The sequence below is a fragment of the Leclercia sp. GLN_9 genome, assembly GCF_043105735.1.
Taxonomy (GTDB): Bacteria; Pseudomonadota; Gammaproteobacteria; order Enterobacterales; family Enterobacteriaceae; genus Enterobacter; species Enterobacter adecarboxylatus.
This window is the reverse complement of sequence record NZ_JBICLV010000034.1, coordinates 20,510-35,510: the sequence shown is the minus strand read 5'-3', so window position 1 is coordinate 35,510 and position 15,001 is coordinate 20,510. Positions and strand designations below refer to the sequence as shown.

Genomic DNA, 15,001 nt, shown 5'->3' with positions numbered 1-15,001 from the left:
TCAGGGGGCTAGCGCATTACTGTTTTACCCAGCCATTTTCCTGCGCCGTAAACCCCAGCGCCTGCATAAAGGCCGCCATCACGCCCCGGTCTTCCACGCCGACATCCGCCATCCACCACGAGGTTACGCTCGGGTTATCGCGTATCACTTCTTCAATCAAATACTGCCCCACGCCGCGACGGCGGGTGACTTCACGCACGCGCAGGGAGTCCAGCGCGCCTTGCGTACCGCTCAGCGTCACCCGCACCGCGCCTAATAGCCGCTCATTAAAACGCGCAGCATAAATACGGTGTGTTTCATCAACGGTAAGTGAGGAGGGGGAATATTCCGGCCAGATCTTGTTGAGGTCGATGTGATCCTGGTCGCTAAAGTTCTCCAGACGGTGGATGGTCAGTTTCATTAGCCGCTTGTCCAAATCAAAAAGAGTGCGGGCAGTGTACTCAATTTATTCTGTCAGACGCTTCCACTTTTTAAACCCATTCTCTAGCTGATTACTTTTTTAGCGTTACGTTGCGTAGTCTTAAAACGCAGGGATCGAAAAATAACCAGAATTTTAACCTAAAAGGTAGCGTTTTATTCGGCGCTTTGTACCGTTATTTTATGCTGCAACTCGCGCTTTTATTTGTTTATCTCTGACTATTTTCAGAATATTATCTTTGCTTAATCGCCTGAAATATAGAGATTTTAGTCTGGTTTTTAGTAAAAAACTGCGCTAAACCATTAAAGGCAATAGCAAAAGTTGCGTTGTTTAATAAAAGTACAGAATGCTTTTTAACCATAATAAAACAAAATATATACATCACGTCACGAATGGGGATTCCTGGATGAGAATGAACGCGAAAACATTAGTCGCGGGGATGGTTGCACTGGCGATCTCACATACCGCTGCGGCGGACGATATTAAAGTTGCCATTGTTGGTGCGCTGTCCGGCCCTGTTGCCCAGTGGGGCGATATGGAGTTCAACGGCGCGCGCCAGGCCATTAAAGACATCAACGCCAAAGGCGGTATTAAAGGCGACAAACTGGTCGGCGTAGAATATGACGATGCCTGCGACCCGAAACAAGCCGTCGCCGTCGCCAACAAAATTGTTAACGATGGTATTCAGTATGTGATTGGCCATCTCTGCTCCTCCTCCACACAGCCTGCGTCCGATATCTATGAAGACGAAGGCATCCTGATGATTACGCCAGGCGCCACTAACCCTGAGCTGACCCAGCGCGGCTATCAGTACATCATGCGTACCGCCGGTCTGGACTCCTGTCAGGGACCGACGGCGGCGAAGTACATCATCGACAGCGTCAAGCCGCAGCGTATCGCCATCATTCACGATAAGCAGCAGTACGGCGAAGGGCTGGCCCGTTCGGTGCAGGATGGCCTGAAAAAAGGCGGCGCGAACGTGGTCTTCTTTGACGGCATCACTGCAGGCGAGAAAGATTTCTCGGCGCTGCTGGCGCGTCTGCAAAAAGAGAACATCGACTTCGTTTACTACGGTGGCTACTACCCGGAAATGGGCCAGATGCTCCGTCAGGCACGCGCTGTCGGTCTGAAAACCCAGTTTATGGGGCCGGAAGGGGTAGGTAACGCCTCGCTGTCGAACATTGCCGGCGACGCGGGTGAGGGCATGCTGGTGACGATGCCAAAACGCTATGACCAGGATCCGGCTAACGCTGCTATCGTCGACGCCCTGAAAGCGCAGAAGAAAGACGCGAGTGGTCCGTACGTCTGGATCACCTATGCCGCCGTACAGTCTCTGGCAACTGCCATGGATCGTACCGGCAGCAAAGCACCGCAGGATCTGATTAAAGATTTAAAAGCACACGGGGCAAACACCGTGATTGGGCCGCTGAACTGGGACGAGAAAGGCGATCTGAAGGGATTTGAGTTTGGTGTCTTTAAGTGGCACGCCGACGGTTCATCCTCGGTCGCCAAATAATCATTATCCCACCGCCCGGCATGACCGGGCGGGACTAGAAAGGTTATCTTATGTCCGAGCAGTTTCTCTATTTTTTGCAGCAGATGTTTAACGGCGTCACGCTGGGAAGCACCTACGCACTGATCGCCATCGGCTACACGATGGTGTATGGCATTATCGGCATGATCAACTTCGCCCACGGCGAGGTGTACATGATCGGCAGTTATGTCTCCTTTATGATTATCGCCGCGCTGATGATGATGGGGATCGACAGCAGCTGGCTGCTGGTGGCCGCCGGGTTTGTCGGGGCGATTATCATTGCCAGCGCCTATGGCTGGAGTATCGAACGGGTGGCCTATCGCCCGGTGCGTAGCTCCAAGCGCCTGATCGCGCTGATCTCCGCAATCGGTATGTCCATTTTCCTGCAAAACTACGTCAGCCTGACCGAAGGGTCACGCGACGTGGCGCTGCCAAGCCTGTTCAACGGCCAGTGGATTGTTGGCGCGAGCGAGAACTTCTCGGCGTCGATTACCACCATGCAGCTGGTGATCTGGATTGTCACCTTTGTCGCTATGCTGGCGCTGACCCTTTTCATCCGTTACTCCCGTATGGGCCGCGCCTGCCGCGCCTGCGCGGAAGACCTGAAAATGGCGAGCCTGCTCGGCATCAACACCGACCGCGTGATCGCTCTGACCTTCGTGATTGGGGCGGCGATGGCGGCGGTAGCAGGGGTATTGCTCGGTCAGTTCTACGGCGTAATTAACCCGTACATCGGCTTTATGGCCGGGATGAAAGCCTTTACCGCAGCCGTTCTGGGCGGTATCGGCAGTATTCCGGGTGCAATGATCGGCGGCCTGATCCTGGGCGTGGCCGAAGCGCTCTCCTCTGCCTACCTGAGTACCGAATATAAAGATGTGGTCTCCTTCGCCCTGCTGATTCTGGTCCTGCTGGTCATGCCTACCGGTATTCTGGGTCGTCCGGAGGTAGAGAAAGTATGAAACCGATGCATTTTGCAATGGCGCTGCTCTCGGCAGCGATGTTCTTCGTGCTGGCGAGCGTCTTCATGGGCGTTCAGCTGGAGCTGAGCGGCACTAAGCTGGTCGTGGATTCCGCGGCGGATATCCGCTGGCAGTGGGTCTTTGTGGGCACTGCGGTGGTCTTTTTCTTCCAGGTGCTGCGTCCTGTTTTCCAGAAGACACTGAAAAGCGTCTCCGGGCCGAAGTTTGTATTGCCTGCGATTGACGGCTCCACCGTTAAACAGAAGCTGTTCCTCGTGGCGCTGCTGGTGGCTGCTGTAGCATGGCCATTCATGGTGTCACGCGGCACGGTGGATATCGCCACCCTGACCATGATTTACGTGATCCTCGGTCTTGGTCTGAACGTGGTGGTGGGTCTGTCTGGCCTGCTGGTGCTGGGCTATGGCGGTTTCTACGCCATCGGCGCTTACACCTTTGCCCTGCTGAACCACTATTACGGCCTCGGCTTCTGGACCTGTCTGCCGCTGGCAGGGCTGGTCTCTGCCGCAGCGGGCTTCCTGCTCGGCTTCCCGGTGCTGCGCCTGCGTGGCGACTATCTGGCGATTGTGACCTTAGGCTTCGGCGAAATCGTCCGTATCCTGCTGCTTAACAATACCGAAGTGACCGGTGGCCCGAACGGTATCAGCCAGATCCCGAAACCGACCTTCTTCGGCCTGGAGTTCAGCCGTTCTGCACGTGAAGGCGGCTGGGATACCTTCAGCAACTTCTTTGGCATTAAGTACGACCCGTCCGACCGCGTGATTTGGCTCTACCTGGTGGCGCTGCTGCTGGTGGTCATCACCCTGTTCGTGATTAACCGTCTGCTGCGTATGCCGCTGGGCCGTGCGTGGGAAGCGCTGCGTGAAGATGAGATCGCCTGTCGCTCCCTGGGTCTGAACCCGACCCGCATCAAGCTGACCGCCTTTACCATCAGCGCCGCGTTTGCCGGTTTCGCTGGCACGCTGTTCGCCGCGCGTCAGGGCTTCGTCAGCCCGGAATCCTTCACCTTCGCCGAATCTGCTTTCGTGCTGGCGATTGTGGTGCTGGGTGGGATGGGGTCGCAGTTCGCGGTGATCCTCGCGGCTATCCTGCTGGTGGTCTCCCGCGAGCTGATGCGTGACTTTAACGAGTACAGCATGCTGATGCTGGGTGGTTTGATGGTACTGATGATGATCTGGCGTCCGCAGGGCTTGCTGCCGATGACCCGTCCACAGCTGAAACTGAAAAACGGGCAAGCGAAAGGAGAGCAGGCATGAGTCAGCCATTATTATCCGTTAACGGCCTGATGATGCGTTTTGGCGGCCTGCTGGCGGTCAACAACGTGTCGCTGGATCTGCATCAAAAAGAGATCGTTTCCCTGATTGGCCCGAACGGCGCGGGTAAAACCACGGTGTTCAACTGCCTGACCGGCTTCTATAAGCCGACGGGCGGCACCATTATGCTGGGTGACAAACATCTGGAAGGGCTGCCGGGCCAGCAGATTGCCCGCATGGGCGTGGTGCGTACCTTCCAGCACGTGCGTCTGTTCCGTGAGATGACGGTGATTGAGAACCTGCTGGTGGCACAGCATCAGCAGCTCAAAACCGGGCTGTTTTCCGGCCTGCTGAAAACCCCGGCCTTCCGCCGGGCGCAGGATGAAGCGCTGGATCGCGCCGCCACCTGGCTCGACCGCATCGGCCTGCTGCAACACGCTAACCGTCAGGCCAGCAATCTGGCCTACGGCGACCAGCGTCGTCTGGAGATTATCCGCTGCATGGTGACGCAGCCGCAGATCCTGATGCTCGACGAACCGGCGGCGGGCCTCAACCCGAAAGAGACCAAAGAGCTGGACGAGCTGATTGTCGAGCTGCGTAACCATCACGACACCACTATCCTGCTGATTGAGCATGATATGAAGCTGGTGATGGGCATTTCGGACCGCATTTACGTGGTGAACCAGGGCACGCCGCTGGCGAACGGTACGCCGGAAGAGATTCGCAACAACCCGGACGTGATCCGCGCATACCTGGGTGAGGCATAAGATGGATAAAGTGATGTTATCTTTTGACAAGGTTAATGCCCACTACGGCAAGATCCAGGCCCTGCACGACGTCAGCCTGCACATCAACCAGGGAGAGATTGTGACCCTGATTGGTGCCAACGGCGCGGGCAAAACCACGCTGCTGGGCACCCTGTGTGGCGACCCGCGCGCCACCAGCGGGCGTATCGTCTTTGATGGTAAAGACATTACCGACTGGCAGACCGCCAAAATCATGCGTGAAGCCGTGGCGATTGTCCCGGAAGGGCGTCGCGTCTTTTCACGTATGACGGTGGAAGAGAACCTGGCGATGGGCGGTTTCTTTGCCGAGCGCGAACAGTTCCAGACCCGTATTAAACGGGTGTATGACCTGTTCCCACGCCTGTTTGAGCGTCGTATTCAGCGGGCGGGCACCATGTCCGGCGGGGAACAGCAGATGCTGGCGATCGGCCGCGCGCTGATGAGCCAGCCGCGTCTGCTGCTGCTCGACGAACCTTCGCTCGGGCTGGCACCCATCATCATTCAGCAGATCTTCGATACCATTGAGCAGTTGCGTAGCGAAGGGATGACCATCTTCCTCGTGGAGCAGAACGCCAACCAGGCGCTGAAGCTTGCGGATCGCGGCTACGTGCTGGAGAACGGCCGGGTGGTGCTGGAAGATACCGGCGAGGCGCTGCTGGCGAACGAAGCCGTCAGAAGCGCTTACCTCGGCGGATAGTAAAAGCAAAAAGGCAACGTAAGTTGCCTTTTTTAATGTTTGCTCCCTCTCTTCGTGGGAGAAGGCCGGGGTGAGGGCAACGGGCCGCACAAGGTACAAGCAAAAGGCAGCGCACGTTGCCTTTTCAGTGTTTTCTCTCTCTCCCTGTGGGAGACGGCCGGGGTGAGGGCAACGGGCCGCACAAGGTACAAGCAAAAAGCAACGCACGTTGCCTTTTTAGTGTTTTCTCCCTCTCTCCGTGGGAGAGGGCCGGGGTGAGGGCAACAGGCCGCACCCAACCCCTTCACACAACCATCATCCCCCTGACGCCTTGTTGTCATATCACTGTAAACAAACGGTTATTTTTCTGTAATTCGAGCATGTCATGTTACCTCGCGAGCACAAAACGCGTGATATCGCGCATCCGGCACAATAAGAGAGATGACAATGACATCGTTACGACACACAGCTTTGGGTCTGGCAATGGGTCTGGCTTTTGCGACTAACGCAATGGCCGTCACCACTATTCCGTTCTGGCATTCCATGGAAGGGGAGTTGGGTAAAGAAGTTGACTCCCTGGCGCAGCGTTTCAACGACACCCACCCGGATTACAAAATTGTGCCGGTGTACAAAGGTAACTACGAGCAGAGCCTGAGCGCCGGTATCGCCGCGTTCCGTACCGGCAACGCCCCGGCGCTGTTACAGGTTTACGAAGTGGGCACCGCCACCATGATGGCCTCCAAAGCCATTAAGCCGGTGTACGAAGTGTTTAAAGACGCAGGCATTAACTTCGACGAATCCCAGTTCGTGCCAACGGTCTCCGGCTACTACACCGACTCCAAATCCGGTCATCTGCTTTCTCAGCCGTTTAACAGCTCCACCCCGGTGCTGTACTACAACAAAGATGCCTTCAAGAAAGCCGGTTTAGACCCGGAGCAGCCGCCGAAAACCTGGCAGGATCTGGCGGCGTACACGGCCAAACTGAAAGCCGCAGGCATGAAGTGTGGCTACGCCAGCGGCTGGCAGGGCTGGATCCAGATCGAGAACTTCAGCGCCTGGCACGGCCAGCCGGTCGCCACCGAAAATAACGGTTTCAACGGCACCAACGCGGTACTGGAGTTCAACAAGCCAGAGCAGGTGAAGCATATTGCTCTGCTGCAAGAGTTGAACAAGAAGGGCGATTTCAGCTACTTCGGGCGTAAAGACGAATCCACCGAGAAGTTCTACAACGGCGATTGCGCGATTACTACCGCCTCTTCCGGCTCGCTGGCGGACATCCGTCACTACGCCAAATTCAACTACGGCGTGGGCATGATGCCGTACGACGCCGACTCGAAAGGCGCGCCGCAGAACGCCATCATCGGCGGGGCCAGCCTGTGGGTGATGCAGGGCAAAGACAACACGACCTATAAAGGCGTGGCAGAGTTCCTCGACTTCCTGGCGAAGCCAGAAAACGCAGCCGAATGGCACCAGAAGACCGGCTACCTGCCGATCACCAAAGCCGCGTATGACCTGACCCGCGAGCAGGGCTTCTATGACAAGAACCCGGGTGCGGATATCGCCACGCGTCAGATGCTGAACAAGCCACCATTGCCGTACACCAAAGGCCTGCGCCTGGGCAACATGCCGCAGATCCGTACCATTGTGGACGAAGAGCTGGAGAGCGTGTGGACCGGTAAAAAATCGCCACAACAGGCGCTGGATGCCGCAGTAGAGCGTGGTAACCAGCTGCTGCGCCGCTTTGAGCAGTCGACGAAGTCTTAATTAAAACCTTACCCCTCACCCTAACCCTCTCCCCACAGGGGAGAGGGGACGGTAGGGAGCTGTCTTTTCTCCCTTGCCCTTTTGGGGAAAGGGGACGGTGCGGAGGCATCTTTTTCTCCCTTGCCCTTTTGGAGAGAGAGGACTGCACGGAGGCGGCTTTTCTCCCTCGCCCCTTTGGGAAGAGGGGACTGCACGGAGGCGGCTTTTCTCCCTTGCCGCTTCGGAGAGAGGTGACTGCACGGAGCCGTCTTTTCTCCCTCGCCGCTTTGAAGAGAGAGGACTGCACGAAGCCGTCTTTCTCCCTTGCCGCTTCGGAGAGAGAGGACTGCACGAAGCCGTCTTTTCTCCCTCGCCGCTTCGGAGAGAGGTGACTGCACGGAGCCGTCTTTTCTCCCTCGCCGCTTCGGAGAGAGAGGACTGCACGGAGCCGTCTTTTCTCCCTTGCGGCTTTGGAGAGAGAAGACTGCACGGAGCCGTCTTTTCTCCCTCGCCCCTTTGGGGAGAGGGCCGGGGTGAGGGGTATGTTTTGTAGGCCGGGTAAGGCGTAGCCGCTACCCGGCATTGTTCAGGAATCGAATATCAATGTCCTCATCCCGTCCGGTGTTCCGCTCCCGCTGGCTGCCCTATTTGCTGGTCGCGCCGCAACTGGTGATCACCGTAATCTTCTTTATCTGGCCTGCGGGCGAAGCGCTGTGGTATTCGGTACAAAGCGTTGATCCGTTCGGGCTATCCAGCCAGTTTGTCGGCCTGGATAACTTCGCTGCGCTGTGGCACGACAGCTATTACATCGACGCCTTCTGGACGACGATCAAATTCAGCACCCTGGTCACCGTCAGCGGCCTTCTCGCTTCGCTGTTCTTCGCCGCGCTGGTGGATTACGTGGTGCGCGGCAGCCGTCTGTACCAGACCCTGATGTTACTGCCCTACGCCGTGGCCCCCGCGGTCGCTGCCGTACTGTGGATCTTCCTCTTTAACCCTGGCCGCGGGTTGATCACCCATTTCCTTGGCGAGTTCGGCTATGACTGGAACCACGCCCAGCACAGCGGCCAGGCGATGTTCCTGGTGGTGTTCGCGTCGGTATGGAAGCAGATCAGCTACAACTTCCTGTTCTTCTTCGCCGCCCTGCAATCCATCCCGCGCTCGCTGGTGGAAGCCGCGGCGATTGACGGCGCAGGCCCGGTTCGCCGCTTCTTTAAGCTGGCGCTGCCGCTGATCGCGCCGGTGAGTTTCTTCCTGTTAGTGGTCAACCTGGTGTACGCCTTCTTCGACACCTTCCCGGTGATCGATGCGGCCACCGCAGGCGGCCCGGTGCAGGCCACCACAACGCTTATCTATAAGATCTACCGCGAAGGTTTCGCCGGTCTGGATCTCTCGGCCTCTGCCGCCCAGTCGGTGGTGCTGATGTTCCTCGTCATCATCCTCACGGTGGTGCAGTTCCGCTATGTCGAAAGTAAGGTGCGCTACCAATGATTGAGAACCGTCGCGGGCTGACGATTTTCAGCCACACCATGCTGATCCTGGGGATCGTCGTCATCCTGTTCCCGCTGTATGTGGCCTTTGTCGCCGCCACGCTGGATCGCAACGCCATATTTGAAACCCCGATGACGCTGATCCCCGGCGGCCATCTGTTCGAGAACATGGCGACCATCTGGACCCAGGGCGTGGGGGCGAACAGCGCCCCGTTCTGGCTGATGATGCTCAACAGCTTCATCATGGCGTTCGGCATTACGGTGGGCAAAATCACGGTGTCGATGCTTTCAGCCTTCGCCATCGTCTGGTTCCGCTTTCCGCTGCGTAACCTGTTCTTCTGGATGATCTTTATCACCCTGATGCTGCCGGTGGAGGTGCGTATCTTCCCGACGGTGGAGGTGATCGCCAACCTCGGCATGCTCGACAGCTATGCGGGCTTAACCCTGCCGCTGATGGCCTCGGCTACCGCCACCTTCCTGTTCCGTCAGTTCTTTATGACCCTGCCGGACGAGTTGATTGAGGCGGCGCGTATCGACGGTGCCTCGCCGATGCGCTTCTTCCGTGACATCGTGCTGCCGCTGTCGAAAACCAACCTGGCGGCGCTGTTTGTCATCACCTTTATCTACGGCTGGAACCAGTACCTGTGGCCGCTGCTGATTATCCAGGACGTCAACCTCGGCACCGCCGTGGCGGGCATCAAAGGCATGATCGCCACTGGCGAAGGCACCACCCTCTGGAACCAGGTGATGGCGGCGATGCTGCTCACCCTTATCCCACCCGTAGTCATTGTTTTAGCCATGCAGCGCGCGTTTGTCCGCGGCCTGGTCGATAGCGAGAAATAAGATGGCAGGTTTAAAACTTCAGGCAGTAACCAAAAGCTGGGATGGCAAAACCCAGGTGATTCAGCCGCTGACGCTCGACGTGGCGGACGGCGAATTTATCGTGATGGTCGGCCCGTCGGGCTGCGGCAAATCGACCCTGCTGCGGATGGTCGCCGGGCTGGAGCGTGTGACGTCCGGGGATATCTGGATCGACCGCCAGCGCGTCACCGAGATGGAGCCAAAAGATCGCGGCATCGCGATGGTGTTCCAGAACTACGCGCTTTATCCGCACATGAGCGTGGAAGAGAACATGGCCTGGGGGCTGAAAATCCGCGGCATGGGCAAAGGCCATATCGAAGAGCGGGTGAAAGAGGCGGCCCGAATTCTGGAGCTGGACGGCCTGCTGAAACGCCGTCCGCGCGAACTCTCAGGCGGCCAGCGTCAGCGTGTGGCGATGGGCCGCGCCATCGTGCGTGACCCGGCGGTATTCCTGTTCGATGAGCCGCTCTCTAACCTCGATGCAAAACTGCGCGTGCAGATGCGTCTTGAGTTGCAGCACCTCCACCGTCGCCTGAAAACCACGTCGCTGTACGTCACCCACGATCAGGTGGAAGCCATGACCCTCGCCCAGCGGGTGATGGTCATGAACAAAGGTATCGCCGAGCAGATTGGCACCCCGGTAGAAGTATACGAAAAGCCCGCCAGCCGCTTTGTGGCGAGCTTTATCGGCAGCCCGGCCATGAATCTGCTGGAAGGGCGCATCAGCACGGCGGGCACCCATTTTGAGCTGGAGAGCGGTATGGCGCTGCCCATCAACTGGTTCTATCGCGGTTACGCCGGACGCAAAATGACCCTGGGTATCCGCCCGGAACATATTGCGTTAAGCTCGCAGTCGGAAGGCGGTGTGCCGCTGGTGATGGACACCCTCGAGATGCTGGGTGCCGACAATCTGGCGCACGGACGCTGGGGCGAGCAGAAGCTGGTGGTGCGTATGTCGCATCAGGAGCGCCCGCAAGCGGGCAGCACGTTGTGGCTGCATCTGCCGGAAAATCATCTGCATCTATTCGATGGTGAAACAGGACAACGTGTATGAGTAACTGGCCTTATCCCCACATCGTCGCCCACCGTGGCGGCGGGAAACTGGCACCGGAAAACACCCTGGCGGCGATAGACGTTGGTGCGCGCTACGGTCACACGATGATCGAGTTTGACGCCAAATTGTCGCAGGACGGAGAGATCTTCCTGCTACACGATGACAACCTCGAGCGCACCAGCAACGGCTGGGGCGTGGCGGGGCAGTTGCCGTGGCGCGATCTGCTGAAGGTGGACGCCGGAAGCTGGTTCGGCAAAGACTTTAAAGGCGAGCCGCTGCCGCTGCTGGCCGAGGTGGCAGACCGCTGCCGTCAGCATGGGATGATGGCCAATATTGAGATCAAACCGACCACCGGTACGGGGCCGCTGACCGGCAAGGTGATTGCGCTGGCCGCACGTGAATTATGGGAAGGGATGACGGCACCGCTGCTGTCGTCGTTTGAGATCGACGCGCTGGAGGCAGCGCAGGCTGCGGCCCCCGAGCTGCCGCGCGGTTTACTGCTGGACGAGTGGCGTGAAGACTGGCGTGAGCTGACCACCCGACTGGGCTGCGTGTCGATTCACCTCAATCACCGCCTGCTGGATGAGGCGCGAGTAAACCTGATTAAGGCCGCCGGTCTGCATATCCTGGTCTATACCGTTAACCAGCCCCAGCGGGCAGCAGAGCTGCTGCGCTGGGGCGTGGATTGCATCTGTACCGATGCGATTGCCCTGATAGGCCCGGACTTTCAGCCCTAAGGGTTATTGAGCAGATCGCCGTTCTGTCGCTGCGGCAGCATATGTTGCTGCTGCACGCCGCCCGACGACTCAACGCCGCTCAACATACCGCCATTAGTGTTAGGCAGGACCTGCCCTCCCGGCTGGCTCTGCTGAACCCGCAGGGTATCGTTATTCATCTGCGTTTGCAGATGCTGCTGCTGAACGCGTGTCTGGGTCTGCAGCTGCTGGTTAAGCATCCCTGTCTGTTGCTGCTGCTGGATCATCATCTGATTTTGCATCCGCTGCTGGCTGGGGTTTTGATACCCCGGCTGGTTAGGGTTGTTCAGGGTGTTGATGGGCTGCGCAAGCACGGCAAACGGCAGGAACGCCGCAACAAGAATGAGTCGTTTCATTGATACTCCCTCCTTCTGAGGCCTCCTTTAAGTTTACCTCGCCTTCCGCATTACGATGATTTTTTAAGAGTTATGAACCAGGCTTAAGCGGGAGCATGAGTCCCTGTACCTGGAGAAAAACAATGATGAAACCAACGTTTTTACGCTGGGTAGCGATTGCTGCCCTGACGGCAGGCGGTACGTTTTGCGTGGCAGCGAATCCGCCTGCTGCCCCTCCGGTCTCTTACGGCGTGGAAGAGGATGTGTTCCATCCCGTGCGGGCGCAGAAGGGGATGGTCTCTTCGGTGGATGCCCTCGCCACGCAGGTCGGGGTGGATATCCTCAAGCAGGGCGGTAACGCGGTGGATGCGGCGGTGGCCGTCGGCTATGCGCTGGCGGTGACGCACCCGCAGGCGGGTAACCTCGGCGGCGGTGGCTTTATGATGCTGCGCACCAAAGATGGTGTGACGACCGCGATCGATTTCCGCGAAATGGCACCGTCCCAGGCCACGCGCGACATGTTCCTCGACGATCAGGGCAACGCTGACAGCAAAAAATCCCTCACCTCCCATCTGGCGACCGGCACACCCGGCACCGTCGCGGGCTTCTCGCTGGCGCTGGATAAGTACGGCACCCTGCCGCTGAACAAAGTGGTGCAGCCCGCCATCAAGCTGGCGCGCGACGGTTTTGAGGTCAACGACGCGCTGGCCGACGATCTGAAAACCTACGGCAGCGAAGTGCTCCCCAACCATGAGAACAGCAAAGCCATTTTCTGGAAGGAGGGCGAGCCGCTGAAGAAGGGCGACAAGCTGGTGCAGGCGAACCTCGCCAAAAGCCTGGAGATGATTGCCGAAAATGGCCCGGATGCCTTCTATAAAGGGGTGATTGCCGACCAGATTGTGGAAGAGATGAGTAAGAACGGCGGGTTAATTACCAAAGCCGATCTCGCTGAATACAAAGCTGTGGAGCGCACGCCCATTAGCGGGGACTATCGCGGGTATCAGGTCTTCTCCATGCCGCCACCGTCCTCCGGGGGGATCCACATCGTGCAGATCCTCAACATCCTCGAAAACTTCGATATGCATAAGTTTGGTTTCGGCAGTGCCGATACGATGCAGGTCATGGCCGAGGCGGAAAAATATGCCTACGCCGATCGTTCAGAGTATCTGGGCGACCCGGATTTCGTGAAGGTGCCGTGGCAGGCGCTGACCAATAAAGCCTATGCCAAAACCCTGGCCGATCAGATTGATATCAACAAAGCCAAACCTTCGAGCGAGATCCGTCCGGGCAAACTGGCACCCTATGAAAGCAACCAGACCACCCACTTCTCGGTGGTGGATAAAGACGGCAACGCGGTGGCGGTGACCTACACGCTCAACACCACGTTTGGCACCGGGATTGTGGCGGGTAACAGCGGCATTCTGCTCAACAACGAGATGGATGACTTCTCTGCCAAGCCGGGCGTGCCGAACGTCTACGGGCTGGTGGGCGGGGATGCCAACGCCGTTGGGCCGAAGAAGCGCCCGCTGTCGTCGATGTCACCGACGATTGTGGTGAAAGACGGCAAAACCTGGCTGGTGACCGGCAGCCCTGGCGGCAGCCGCATTATCACCACCGTGTTGCAGATGGTCGTCAACAGCATCGATTACGGGATGAACGTGGCAGAAGCGACCAATGCGCCGCGCTTCCATCACCAGTGGCTGCCGGATGAGCTGCGCGTGGAGAAGGGCTTTAGCCCGGACACGCTGAAGCTGCTGGAACAGCGCGGGCAAAAAGTGGTGGTGAAAGAGGCGATGGGCAGCACCCAGAGCATTATGGTCGGGCCGGATGGTGCGCTGTATGGTGCATCGGATCCGCGTTCGGTGGATGACTTAACGGCGGGGTACTGACGGTTTCCCCTCACCCCGGCCCTCTCCCCATAGGGGAGAGGGAGAAAAGACTGCACCGTGCAATGCCTTCTCTTCACAGGGGCGAGGGGAAAAGACCGCACCGTGCAATGCCTTCTCTCTTTAGTGGCCTGGGAGAAAAGACTGCACCGTGCAATGCCTTCTCTTCACAGGGGAGAGGGAGAAAAGACTGCACCGTGCAATGCCTTCTCTTCACAGGGGCGAGGGGAAAAGACCGAACCGTGCAATGCCTTCTCTCCTTAGTGGCGAGGGAAAAGACCGCACCGTAAAATCCGCTCTCCCCATAGGGTGAGGGGCAAAAGACCGCACCTTACAGTCCCCTCTCCCCTATGGGGAGAGGGTTAGGGTGAGGGGAAGGTTAACTACTTCATCCGCGCCATATAATACGCATCCACATACTCGCCGTTGCGCAGGGCAAACTTCCTGCCGGTTCCTTCAATTTCAAACCCGAAACGCTGATACAGCGCGACAGCGGCCGCGTTATCCGCAAAAACCGTGAGCTCGATGCGTTCAACGCGCAGCCAGTTGTCGCACAGGTTGATCATCTCGGTCATCAGCCTGCTTCCGACGCCGCGCCCTTGCATATCTGCCGCCACGCCGATGCCAAAGGTAGCTACGTGGCTCCGGCGCGGGTTTTCCATGATGTCCAGCGCCATATGTCCAACGACGCGCCCGTCCAGGCACGCCACCAGATGCCGTCTTCCCGGTTTTACCGCGACGCGTTCATGCCACATGGCCATAGAGGGATGAGGAATTTGTAGCGTGTCGTGATAAACCCCAGGATGCGACATGATGTCACGTAACGCTTCTGCATCGCTGGCTTCGATATGGCGTATCACTATCTCACTCATTCCTTTATCCTCAGTTAGTTAGGTTCCTTTCCAACATCCGTCAGTTTGAAATGTGAGTCAACCAGCATTTTTTGCAAAAAATCAGTGGACAAGTGCGAATGAGAATGATTATTATTGCTCTGCCTTCGGGAGAACCGACACGGGGACCTGAAAGCACGACATTGCTCACATTGCTTCCAGTATTATTTTAGCCAGCGATTGCTGGCTTTTTTTTTGAGTGTTGTTTCAGCCTGGCTTACTTACCCTTTTGCCTCACGGATGTACTCGCCATCCCCACGCCCGCTAAGTACGCTCCGGTTGCTGCGTGCTGCCGTGAGCACACTGTCTGCGACGCCGACGGCCGATGCGCGGGCAGAGGTATT

14 protein-coding genes are annotated in these 15,001 nt (G+C 57.8%); 11 read left to right on the top strand and 3 right to left on the bottom strand.

Annotated elements, in window-relative coordinates; translation table 11 throughout:
- Positions 1 to 16 precede the first annotated feature (16 nt).
- Complete coding sequence (gene panM, locus ACF8PE_RS20055) at positions 17 to 400, bottom strand: aspartate 1-decarboxylase autocleavage activator PanM (protein ID WP_032614930.1); 384 nt, start codon at positions 398 to 400, stop codon at positions 17 to 19.
- A gap of 424 nt (positions 401 to 824) precedes the next feature.
- Between panM and livK the strand changes: the two genes are divergently transcribed.
- The 10 genes from livK to ugpQ all read left to right on the top strand — a co-directional run bounded on the left by livK (position 825) and on the right by ugpQ (position 11,528).
- Complete coding sequence (gene livK, locus ACF8PE_RS20050; protein WP_392495208.1) at positions 825 to 1,934, top strand: high-affinity branched-chain amino acid ABC transporter substrate-binding protein LivK; 1,110 nt, start codon at positions 825 to 827, stop codon at positions 1,932 to 1,934.
- A gap of 50 nt (positions 1,935 to 1,984) precedes the next feature.
- Entirely contained in the window at positions 1,985 to 2,911 is a 927-nt protein-coding gene (gene livH / locus ACF8PE_RS20045; protein ID WP_032614924.1) for a high-affinity branched-chain amino acid ABC transporter permease LivH, read from the top strand.
- Positions 2,908 to 4,185 (top strand): high-affinity branched-chain amino acid ABC transporter permease LivM, encoded by a 1,278-nt coding sequence (locus ACF8PE_RS20040; RefSeq protein ID WP_032614922.1) that lies wholly within the window; start codon positions 2,908 to 2,910, stop codon positions 4,183 to 4,185. The genes livH and ACF8PE_RS20040 overlap by 4 nt, the downstream gene beginning before the upstream one ends.
- Entirely contained in the window at positions 4,182 to 4,949 is a 768-nt protein-coding gene (gene livG / locus ACF8PE_RS20035; RefSeq protein ID WP_032614920.1) for a high-affinity branched-chain amino acid ABC transporter ATP-binding protein LivG, read from the top strand. Before ACF8PE_RS20040 ends, livG begins: the two co-directional genes overlap by 4 nt.
- A 1-nt stretch (position 4,950) precedes the next feature.
- Positions 4,951 to 5,664 carry a high-affinity branched-chain amino acid ABC transporter ATP-binding protein LivF gene (gene livF / locus ACF8PE_RS20030; RefSeq protein WP_156424690.1) on the top strand — a complete coding sequence of 238 codons (714 nt, stop codon included), beginning with the start codon at positions 4,951 to 4,953 and terminating at the stop codon, positions 5,662 to 5,664.
- Between the two features lie 426 nt (positions 5,665 to 6,090).
- On the top strand, positions 6,091 to 7,407 hold the full coding sequence (gene ugpB / locus ACF8PE_RS20025; RefSeq protein ID WP_059307031.1) for a sn-glycerol-3-phosphate ABC transporter substrate-binding protein UgpB: 1,317 nt from the start codon (positions 6,091 to 6,093) through the stop codon (positions 7,405 to 7,407).
- Positions 7,408 to 7,989: 582 nt separating this feature from the next.
- Complete coding sequence (ugpA, locus tag ACF8PE_RS20020) at positions 7,990 to 8,877, top strand: sn-glycerol-3-phosphate ABC transporter permease UgpA (protein WP_032614907.1); 888 nt, start codon at positions 7,990 to 7,992, stop codon at positions 8,875 to 8,877.
- On the top strand, positions 8,874 to 9,719 hold the full coding sequence (gene ugpE / locus ACF8PE_RS20015) for a sn-glycerol-3-phosphate ABC transporter permease UgpE (protein WP_059307032.1): 846 nt from the start codon (positions 8,874 to 8,876) through the stop codon (positions 9,717 to 9,719). The genes ugpA and ugpE overlap by 4 nt, the downstream gene beginning before the upstream one ends.
- A gap of 1 nt (position 9,720) precedes the next feature.
- Entirely contained in the window at positions 9,721 to 10,791 is a 1,071-nt protein-coding gene (locus tag ACF8PE_RS20010; protein WP_103793262.1) for a sn-glycerol-3-phosphate import ATP-binding protein UgpC, read from the top strand.
- Positions 10,788 to 11,528, top strand: coding sequence for a glycerophosphodiester phosphodiesterase (gene ugpQ, locus ACF8PE_RS20005; RefSeq protein ID WP_032614900.1), 741 nt, complete (start codon positions 10,788 to 10,790; stop codon positions 11,526 to 11,528). The genes ACF8PE_RS20010 and ugpQ overlap by 4 nt, the downstream gene beginning before the upstream one ends.
- Here the strand turns inward: ugpQ and ACF8PE_RS20000 are convergent.
- Positions 11,525 to 11,902: a DUF2756 family protein gene (locus ACF8PE_RS20000; protein ID WP_130588133.1), complete on the bottom strand. Its 378-nt coding sequence runs from the start codon at positions 11,900 to 11,902 to the stop codon at positions 11,525 to 11,527. The genes ugpQ and ACF8PE_RS20000 overlap by 4 nt on opposite strands.
- A gap of 122 nt (positions 11,903 to 12,024) precedes the next feature.
- On the opposite strand from ACF8PE_RS20000, the gene ggt reads away from it, so the two are divergent.
- Positions 12,025 to 13,770: a gamma-glutamyltransferase gene (gene ggt, locus ACF8PE_RS19995; protein ID WP_072250908.1), complete on the top strand. Its 1,746-nt coding sequence runs from the start codon at positions 12,025 to 12,027 to the stop codon at positions 13,768 to 13,770.
- Positions 13,771 to 14,150: 380 nt separating this feature from the next.
- Here the strand turns inward: ggt and yhhY are convergent, their stop codons facing one another.
- The gene (gene yhhY, locus ACF8PE_RS19990; protein ID WP_032614896.1) at positions 14,151 to 14,639 is read right to left on the bottom strand and encodes an N-acetyltransferase; all 489 of its coding nucleotides are present in this window, start codon (positions 14,637 to 14,639) and stop codon (positions 14,151 to 14,153) included.
- Positions 14,640 to 15,001: the final 362 nt, after the last annotated feature.